This window comes from Cupriavidus sp. 05L411 (genome assembly GCF_056398045.1).
Window position 1 is genome coordinate 1 of record NZ_JBFTOQ010000095.1, and the last position, 9,392, is coordinate 9,392.

Sequence of the window (9,392 nt, forward strand, 5' to 3'; positions counted from 1 at the left end):
TCGCGCAACCTGATCAGGACGCGGAGCAACAACAAGCTGCGCATGGAGGACTGGAAGGGAGAGGAGAGCATCAAGCTCTCCACCGAATATGGTGGCAAGACCCAGCTCAACCTTGGCTACCTCGTTGATCGCAACAAGAAGAAGCGGGGGGAGGGCTTTGAGCTGCGTACGGATTCGACGGGCGCAGTGCGGGCCGGTCGCGGTTTGCTGTTTACCGCATGGACGCAACAGCAGGCCAACGGCCAGCAACTTGACATGACTGCGGCCATGAATGAGATGCGCTCAGTTCTAGCCCAGGCGCAGTCCTTGGCGAACGCGGCCAGCCAGTCCAAGGCCGAAATCGCCGACTTGAAAGCCGAAAACGAGTGGCTGCGAAGCAGCGTGAACGGGCTGAAGCAGGCCGTCATGATGCTGACCGCACCCAACGGCATCGCCGTCACCACTCCTGAGCGCGTATCGGTAGCTGCTGGACGAGACATCAATGTCGCCACGAAGGCGAGCTTCCATGTCAGCGCACTGGCGAAAATCGCCATCGCCGCCGGTGACGCGCTATCCCTGTTCGCCTCAAGGCTAGGCATCAAGCTGTTTGCAGCGAAAGGCAAGGTCGAGATCCAAGCGCAAAACGACGCGCTGGATGTGTTTGCCGACAAGCGCGTGCATATTGCAAGCGCCAGCGAGGATGTAGTGATCAATGCCGGCCAGAAGGTAGTGATAGGCAGCAGCGGGGCCTACCTGGTATTCGACAAGCACAGCGCGACATTCTTCTGCGCCGGGGCCTTCAAAGTGAAAGCCGCGTCCTTCACGTTCGAAGGCCCGGATGGCCAAAGCTATGCATTGCCGAGCCTGCCGAAGAGCCGCCTGCAAATCAGCGATCAGTATCCTTCGTCCCACTAGATCATGATCATTAGCCCTCCCTTTCTCCCGGCCGATGGCCTGACTTCCAGCGACCCGAGCAGGACCGATCCGATGATGGATGTCGTCGATAAGTACGAGCTGAGTCACCACGGCGTCTACCCCATTGCATTTGACCGCCGCTGGCATTGCGGCGCGCATCTGGTACCCACCATGCAAACCGAGCCCGTACGGGCGATTGCCGACGGTAAAGTCATTGCTTATCTCGTAAGCCAGAAGCCCGTCACTGACGGACAAAGAAACAGCGACGGCAGCGATGATTTGAACTCCACTACCGGCTTTGTGCTGCTCAAACACACGACCGAGACGGGCGAGGGCCGGGGTATCACCTTCTACTCCCTGTACATGCATCTGCTGGATCTGGACGGCATTCGTACGAAAGTGGGGCCGTTGCCGAACAATCTGCCCGACGTAGGGTCATCCACCGTACTGCCAAAGTGGTTGGCAAATCCAACCGATGGCGTGAAAGTTCCGCAGAATCTGAAGGTCTATCGCAAGGATATCCTCGGATATTACGGTGCGTGCCACGGCCAGCCCCACCTGCACTTCGAAATCTTCATGACCGAGGCCGACTTCACGGCATGGTTCGAGCAGCCAGGCCATGCCATTCAGCTCGGAAACGAGAACCCCACCACCCCGGCATCAAAAGACTATTGGGGGAACAGCTACTTCGTGATCCCCGGTGGTCAGACATTTGTCAGTGCGCCCCCCGGTCAAGTAGGGGCCGCTGCGACTTATTTCCCTGCGCTGCAGGCGGGCACGTTGGACGCCGGTAGCAAGCTGTATGTCGAAGCCTATTTCCACAGGGGGAAACGCTACACGCGTTCCTGGGTTGAAAAGGCCGGAGCCGTCACGCTCCTGACCCCCACCCCTATACCGGACGCCTACGAGGATTACGAGTACAAGATGTTTGCGCGCGCTACAGCGCTCTATCCCCAATGCCCGAGCGATGGCTACGAGATGCTCCGGTTCGGGCGCATCTTGAGAGATAGCCCGAAGCTGTCGGCCGCAGACCAGAAAACATGGGTTTCTGTGACCTTCGAGACGGGCAAGCAGGGCTACATCGACATCAGCCAGAACGCGATCCAAAAGCTGTCTGATGCGGACTTCCCGTTTCATACGGGCTGGCAGAAAATCGACGAAGGCAACACACCATTCAGTGAGGATGGCATGTGCGACTACGACGAGTTGCGCAAGATCGTAGCCGTAGTCGAGGAAGCAGAAACCCCTGACGAAAGAATGGGCCCGGGATATGCACAGGAAGGCAAGCTCGCCGCATACATAGAAACTCACGCAGAGGTGCGGCAAAAGCTCAGAGGCTTCGTTTGCCATGCCCCGAGTGAGTGGGATGCTAGCGGCAACGAGGCCCGCTACCAGAGACTGAATGACCCGGATGGTTTTTTTGGAAAACGCAAGGACGTAGACCCGGATGGATATACGAAGTTCATAGAATTCTTGCAGAAATTCCAGTTTTTGGATAAGACCCCTTTAGGGACTGGTAAGAGTTTCTGGTTTTTTCATCCGCTTGCCTTTGTTCGTCATTTCAGGAAATGTGAGTGGTTTGGTAACCCGGAACTGAAAAAGATGTTTCCGCCAACAGCTCTGCGCAAATTGCCCACCTCGCAATGGGATTCAGAGCCGGTACACCCACAGATGGTTACTGTAGATGAGTTTGGAATCGAACTGAACAAGGCGATGCGCAAGTTCGGCATCGGGACGGCTTTGCGGCAAGCAGCATTTTTCGGCAATGCGACACAGGAGACGCAATGGTTTCGACTGCTGGCAGAAGGTTCACCGCAGAATCAGCGATATTTCCCGTGGTTTGGTCGTGGATTCTTGCAATTGACTTGGCCCGATAACTATATCAAGTACTGGCGCTTTCGAGGCTGGCAGGTAAACCAAGCACTGGCTGACCGCCTGCACGACGCCGCGCGCGCGTCGGATCAGGCGCGCAACAATGCGGCCTTAGTGGCTGCGGAGGCCTATGTGCCTGCTCATATGAAGGATTGGCGAAGATTTGAAGCGATTCGGGCGTTCGACGCGGCAGACAGCGCCGGTGTGTACTGGGCATGGTCGGGTGCGGCTCTGCCTGCAGACCAGCCGCCGGTTCTGCAGCGTGAGACGAAACAGGTGGGTAACACGCCCAAGCCCTTCTACAGCAGTGAACCGTTCGGAAGAGTTGCGGCCACGGTGAATGTCGGGCATCCATCAAGCAATTTTTCTGCAATAAACGGCCTTCAGGCGCGATATCAAGCGTACACAGCTGCGCTTGTCACGTTAACGGATGGGATTCAGTTTCCGGGCGCAGACGGCACATTGAAGGATCTTCCAGATTGGTAATTCGGAACAGATATCCAGATGAAAAAACTGATCCTTAGCCTCTGTATCGCAGGCGTAGTCGCCGCGCAATCCTTTAGTACTGCTACAGCGCAGGGCTCCGCTCAAGTGTTGGCCGAGCGGACGACGACGGTAGCACATGTTGTCGGTTCATGTCGATTCAGCATCACGAATATGTTCGATGGGCATTTCGAGGCTTTCGACGAGAGTTCTCCTGAACAAGGCGGATATCTGCTTCCAATAACTGGACCCAAAGCCTTTCTGACTGATGGCTTCAGCGTATTCTGTGTAGACGGTAACGAAGAGCGGATTACTTCCGCTATGAACGCGAAGTATGTTGATGGCCACTGGCTGAGGTATGGAGCGGTTAATACAGCCCCTGAATTTGTTCCATTCGAGAAGCAGGCGAATGCCAGAACGGTCCAGTTGAAGGGAAAGAACTGGACCGGGGTGGCATACACGGAGGGTGACACTGCCGGTGACGAGCGGCGCCGGGCTCGCGTTCTCCACTTCTGCCTGATCCACAATGCCCACGCGTTGTGTGGAAACACGCCGGTCAAATGGCTGGCGGATCGCAAGGTGCGCAGTGATCTTGACCGGATTAAGGCGATTCTTGAGTCTATCGAGTTTGTCGATACCCCGACGCCGGCTGGTGCMAGTTCTACATCCGGCGCTGCAGCTCTCGACAGATGAAACAGAAATCGCGATGCATAGCCCCATTCGGATTGGCGATCAATTGGAGAACGGCGGTCAGGTCACAAGCGCTTCACCAGCAATGAAGTTCATGAACCTACCGCTCGCTTGCAAGGGCGGCTTCGATCTTGATGCTGGATTGATTGATGGCATCTTCATAGGCATCGTCAAGAAAATTGAATTTTCGGGGGAATAGTGATTGCGCTAATCGTTTTTACTCATTTCGCGTTATTAATTTGTTCCAAAAAACTGTTGCCAGAATATTTTTTTGGATTGTAGGCATAGTAATCGATATGCTCAGGTCAATAGTTATCCTGTTATCAATAATGTTCACTCTTAACTCCGCGTGCGCAAGGGGTGTGGATCATGTAGTTATCGGAAATAGAATGGGGGAGACGAAATTCGGCGCGGGGGCTGGTGAGTTTATGGTTGAGCATAGATCTTGTCGGTACGTATTAACTTTAAGTGCCGATTGGAATGTTAGGTTCAATGATCCTGATGTTATCTTTTATATTGATAATAATGGAATTGAAAATAAAGATATCCCGTATTTAAATCAGGTTGAGATTAAATCTGGCTACGATTGGTCATTTAACGCGTCGGGGAGGAGTAGTGACGGCTGGTTTGGCGTGATGTGCGAGAGAAGGGAGAATTTCACATGGAATGAATCAGGTCGAGAATCTTCCGAGCAATTAACCAAAATTAGGGAGGCAAATAGTCAAAAGTGTCCAGCGAAATTAATGGGTGGAAAATGGGTTCAGCCTCGTTTTAGTCAATCTATGGTTGCTTTTCGGGAATTGAGGGGAGCAGATTGGATCGGCTTCGTGATGGCGTTTAACGATAACGTCACGACAACAACATCTCTCAGTGTAATAAGGTTTTGTATTGTTCATAACGAAGATGTCATTGTAGGCGCGATGGAGGGTGCTCCACAGCCGTTAAGGGTTAACCCATTGTTCTTTGGTCGGGTCATTGAGGTCTTGTCAACCATAAGATTTTTTCCCAAAGAGGATTAATCTGAATGATTTGTTATTTTTAGGTGTCATTTGTATTTCTTGGTGAGTTGGTGTGATAAGAGTGGCGAGTTGATTCTGATCGTGGAGTAAGGGTTTCGATAGTATATGTTAATAAATATGCGCAAGGATTATATGACCGGCGGATATAAGATTGAAACCCATGAAATGGTGCGATTTCTTTAAAAAGTAGGGTGATTGTGAGTGGGGGTGTGTGCGATGAGGTTTCTTTTAATATCCTGTCTACTCTGTTTTATTTCACACGCAGCTGATGCGAAGAAAGCGGAAGATGTATCTGAAGAGTACTCGCGTCTGCACCAATTATGCGGATATAAAATGGGGGAATCAGTTGTCAATAGGGTGGTAAATGTACATTTAAAGGAGGGTGAAATGTCAACTGTTATGCGATTTCGCATAGATATATTTGGAAAAAATAGGAAGGTGCCTGCAACGCTTGAATTTGGGTGTCGAAAATCTAATTTCCAAAACCCTCCATCTAGTGATGTCGCCGGTCCTATGTCAGGCGATCAAGAAATGACGGCGAAAGAGGTAATCGCCTCCGAGGACTCCGGGGGGAGATACTACAGGATAATTTCCTGGCAACGAGAATATCGAGGGGTGGATTTTAGTGGGACGGTTGCCCATGTTAATCGAATTTTCGGAGACGGGGTTGCAATCCCAGTGCCAGATTTCTATTTCGCATGTCCTAAAAAATCTGGTTTGACTTGTTATTCCGTGGAGGTAGATCCGAATTTTAGGCTGACGAAAACGGAGCGTATGGATGTGATGGATATAATAAAGAAGATTGGTTATTCGTATTATTAATATATTGGTGTGAATTACGAAATATTCGTGGAATTCGTGAAGACAATCGAATTTGCGGACGAATAATTGTGCCGCCCAAGATTTCAGCTCATTGTCATTGATCGCCGGTAGCAGAAACATGAAATCTCCCATACGCCTCGGTGATGCACTCGAATATGGCGGTCAGGTCACAAGCGCTTCGCCAACCATGAAGTTCATGAGCCGGCCGCTCGCGCGCAAGGGCGATTCAGCCCTTTGCGCACGCCATGGCTCCACGACAATTGCAGAAGGTCATGGTGCTTTTCCTGATCAGGACGGACGGCTCGTAGCCATGCACCATCACCGCTGCGCGTGTGGGTGTCGCCTGATTTCGTCACTACAGAATGTCCATATCGCCTGAATATGCCTATTGATTTGTCTCCGGGCGGAAAGGCGAGTCCGTACCCGGCACACGGTCCGCGCTTCTTGTCGTGGCTCGGCATCTGGGTTGTGTGCAGCGTATTGGGCGCCGCTATCGCGTTGCTGCTGTGGCCCTCAGGCGTGCCGGCGCGCGGGTTCCTGTTCTGGTGGCGCAGCGTTGGCATACCGAATGGTGTGTTCCTGATCTTGCTTGGCATCGTGCGAGTCGGATACGAAGTGCAGTGGTATCACGCCCGCCATCGGAATGCCCACAGGCAGAAATGGATCGACGAGCGCGTGCGCGAAGCGCAGCGCCCATTGCAGGTGCTGGGAGCTGGCTATTGCCTGCCCCTTCAAGGACACAAGAACCTTGTCTGCGCGCTGAATGCGAAAAAGCCACTTGTCGATTCGCGGGCACCGAGGATTGGGGCAGGGTTGATCGAGCATAACCGGTTCGATGAAGAGTCGCTGTCGGTTGTCCCGCTGGAGGAGGCCTCGCCGACCGAGGGCGTTCCGGATGCGCTAGTGCAGCCAGAAACTGAGACAGTTTCTACGATTGTCCTGAAGATGGTCGATGCACTGAATCCGCTTGCGGCAAGTCTGCGCGCGTTGTCCCAGTACGGCCATGCCTACGATCCGGTGGTGCGCGTGCTGGCCCAGCCTGAGTTGGCCACCAGCCGCCTATCCCAAGTTCGGGATGCACTGCGCCGCATGGGATTGCCGTGCTTCGATTGCCAGACGGTTCCGGCGTCAGACGCTCTGATGGTGGCTGATGCGTGGCTTGACCTGGGCGAGTGGCGACCACTGCTTGTGATTGCGGCCGACTGGCACGATGCCAATCCCCCAGTCAGCAGTGCGGAGGGGTGTGTTGCCGTGTTGCTCAACCCAGGCTGCTTTCAGTTGCCCGAATCGGTAAAGGTCATCGGCATACTCCATCGTCCGCTTGCAGGCGAAAGCGGCGCAATGGCCGACCTCTTTGCCAACGCGATCCGATGGGGGAAAACTGAGCCTTCGCTTTTGCAGCGTGCTTGGATTACCTGCCTGGACGGCGAGCACGATATGGCGTTGCTCGCCGCGCTGAAGGCTGCATTCCTTCCGCAACTCGGCGAGCTGGAGGCTCAACGCCGCCCGGATCGCATCATTGGCGATGTCAGCGCGGTCAACCCGTGGCTTTCCATTGCTGCCGCCATCGAGTCCCGTGAAACCGGCGGACATCTCATCTTCGACCATGCCCAGGCAGCTGTCCTTCACGTCTTAACAACTCCCCATGACGAATCCGAGCACTAACCGAAAAGCGTTGGCTTCCGAGTCCGCCACCTCGAATGACCGCGGGCCTATATCCCTATGGGGCGGCCCCTTGGTCCTGGCGGGAGCGGGTGCGATAGCGGCCCTCGTGGCGTGGTTCGATGGTGAGGTCTTTGGACTGATTTCGCGAGACGCGAGGATTTCTGTCCTGATCTGGATTCCTCTCCTCGTCGTCTTCGCCATCCTCGTGTACCTGATCGCCGTTCTACTTGGTGCCGACAAAGCCATTGGACGGCTGTTTGCCCGCGAGAATGGTGAGACGCGCTCTCCATCGGCAACGAAACTCAAATGCGACGCACGGCTGGAAGAACTGCACCGTGACCTGCGTAACCTGTTGGGTTGGCGCTGGCGCTACCGTATGCTGTGGTTGATGCTGTGTGGCGACGAAGGGTTGATCAACGAGGTGGCCCCGGGCCTAAAGCAGGCCGGCGTATGGCGCTCGGACGAGGTCGTCCTTGTCCATGCCTCGCCTGATGGCATCGAGGCTGCCGCATGGCTCAAGCAATTGCGGAAGTTGCGCTACCGTCGCCCGGTCGATGCCGTGGTCCAAGTCTTGCCGGGAGACAATTCGGTTGCGCCAGGCACGGAGCCGCTTCGTGCCCTGGCTGCGATCCAGGTCGAAGTGGGCTGGGCCGCGCCAGTGACATTTCTGCACCCTGTTAAGTTGGCCGGCGCTTGCTCAGAAGAACTCGTGGCCATCGGCGCATTCCTCAATGACACAAGTCGGCGGACACGTGGCGCCACTGCTGACGCCTTGCGTGACGCGTTGGTATCGCTTGAGTCTCGCACCGCCGCACTCGGCTTGGAGCGTTGTATGGAACCCACGCGGAACCCCTTTATTGCAAGAATTTCTGCTTTCATCGGCGAGCATCGCAATAGCATCGTGAATCGGTGGGCGGTGTGGCACGCTTCGAAGTGGCGGAGTGCACCGCTGGCCGGCGTAATGTTCGCACCCGTGTTCGGCACGCTCGAAATACCGTTCCCGATACCCGCGCCCGCAGACGACGCACCGGAAAAAATAGTCAAGCTTGCCGCCGCTAAAAATGCGCCGGAGGCCCTTCGTATTCAGGTAGATTCGTTGTTGCCAGCCTGGCGAGAAATTGGGGAGAGTACCAAGCGATACCGCGGTCGCCGGATCGGGGTCCACCCGATGGCGGTCTGCACGGTGCTAGCGCTGGTATCGGTTGGTCTGTGGACTGCAGGCATGCTGGTGTCCGGCATGCGCAACGCGCAAGACGTAAGCGCTGCGCAACAAGTGATTCAGGATATCCAGGCGGCCCCCAATTCTGCCGCGCGGCTGAAGGCACTGCTTGCTCTGCAGCAGCAGATCGAGCGCTACGAGTACCGTACCCAGCATCACGCGCCGCTTGCGACCCGCTTTGGCCTGAATCGCGATCCGGCGATCCTTGCCGCGCTGTGGAAGCCTTACGCGCAGGCCAGCCGCGAGTTGCTCGTCACGCCCGTGCAGCGGGATCTGGAGGCGTCGCTGGTGGATCTTGCGCAACTGCGCACCACGGTGCTGGATGACACGACCAACCGGGTGGCGCTGAGCGGCCACCAGGCGCTCAAGACCTATCTGATGCTGGCCAACCACGAACGCGCCGAGCCGGCCTTCCTGGCCCCGCAACTGGTGCAGCACTGGTCCACCGATGCCCGGATGACCCCGGGTGAGCGGCAGGACGTCGCCGAGCGCTTGCTCAAGTTTTATGCGGAGCATTTGCCGTCCAATCCGGCAGGGCGCATCGAGCYGCGGCCCGAACTGGTCGCCGGGGCCCGCCAGACGCTGCTGGCCGTGATCGGCGAGCGCAATGCCGAGGACACCGTCTATCGGGGCGTGATCCAGGCCTTTGGCGAGCACGCTGGCAGCAAGTATCCGGACCAGACCCTGGCGGCGCTGACCGCCGGCACCGATCCCCGGGGGCTGGTGCG

Annotated in this window: 9 protein-coding genes; all 9 read left to right on the plus strand. The window is 55.6% G+C overall.

The genetic code is table 11. The annotated features are described in order from the left end of the window. Positions 1-894: DUF2345 domain-containing protein (locus AC1DQR_RS39715; protein WP_477135074.1), on the plus strand; the 894-nt coding region annotated here is incomplete at its 5' end. 72 nt (positions 895-966) lie between these two features. Then, positions 967-3,252, plus strand: a complete 2,286-nt coding sequence (locus AC1DQR_RS39720; protein ID WP_477135075.1) for a hypothetical protein — start codon at positions 967-969, stop codon at positions 3,250-3,252. Between the two features lie 18 nt (positions 3,253-3,270). After that, the gene (locus AC1DQR_RS39725; RefSeq protein ID WP_477135076.1) at positions 3,271-3,942 is read left to right on the plus strand and encodes a hypothetical protein; all 672 of its coding nucleotides are present in this window, start codon (positions 3,271-3,273) and stop codon (positions 3,940-3,942) included. Positions 3,943-3,955: 13 nt separating this feature from the next. Continuing rightward, positions 3,956-4,138 (plus strand): PAAR domain-containing protein, encoded by a 183-nt coding sequence (locus tag AC1DQR_RS39730; RefSeq protein WP_416051098.1) that lies wholly within the window; start codon positions 3,956-3,958, stop codon positions 4,136-4,138. A gap of 190 nt (positions 4,139-4,328) precedes the next feature. After that, a complete protein-coding gene (locus AC1DQR_RS39735; protein WP_416051097.1) occupies positions 4,329-4,958 on the plus strand; it encodes a hypothetical protein in 630 nt (209 codons plus the stop codon). A gap of 387 nt (positions 4,959-5,345) precedes the next feature. Then, a complete protein-coding gene (locus tag AC1DQR_RS39740; protein ID WP_416051096.1) occupies positions 5,346-5,780 on the plus strand; it encodes a hypothetical protein in 435 nt (144 codons plus the stop codon). A gap of 118 nt (positions 5,781-5,898) precedes the next feature. Beyond that, positions 5,899-6,159 carry a PAAR domain-containing protein gene (locus AC1DQR_RS39745; protein WP_183037162.1) on the plus strand — a complete coding sequence of 87 codons (261 nt, stop codon included), beginning with the start codon at positions 5,899-5,901 and terminating at the stop codon, positions 6,157-6,159. 101 nt (positions 6,160-6,260) lie between these two features. Beyond that, positions 6,261-7,445, plus strand: a complete 1,185-nt coding sequence (locus AC1DQR_RS39750) for a hypothetical protein (protein WP_477135077.1) — start codon at positions 6,261-6,263, stop codon at positions 7,443-7,445. A 106-nt stretch (positions 7,446-7,551) separates the two neighbouring features. Continuing rightward, a partial coding sequence (locus AC1DQR_RS39755) for an ImcF-related family protein (RefSeq protein WP_477135078.1) occupies positions 7,552-9,392 on the plus strand: 1,841 nt, incomplete at its 3' end.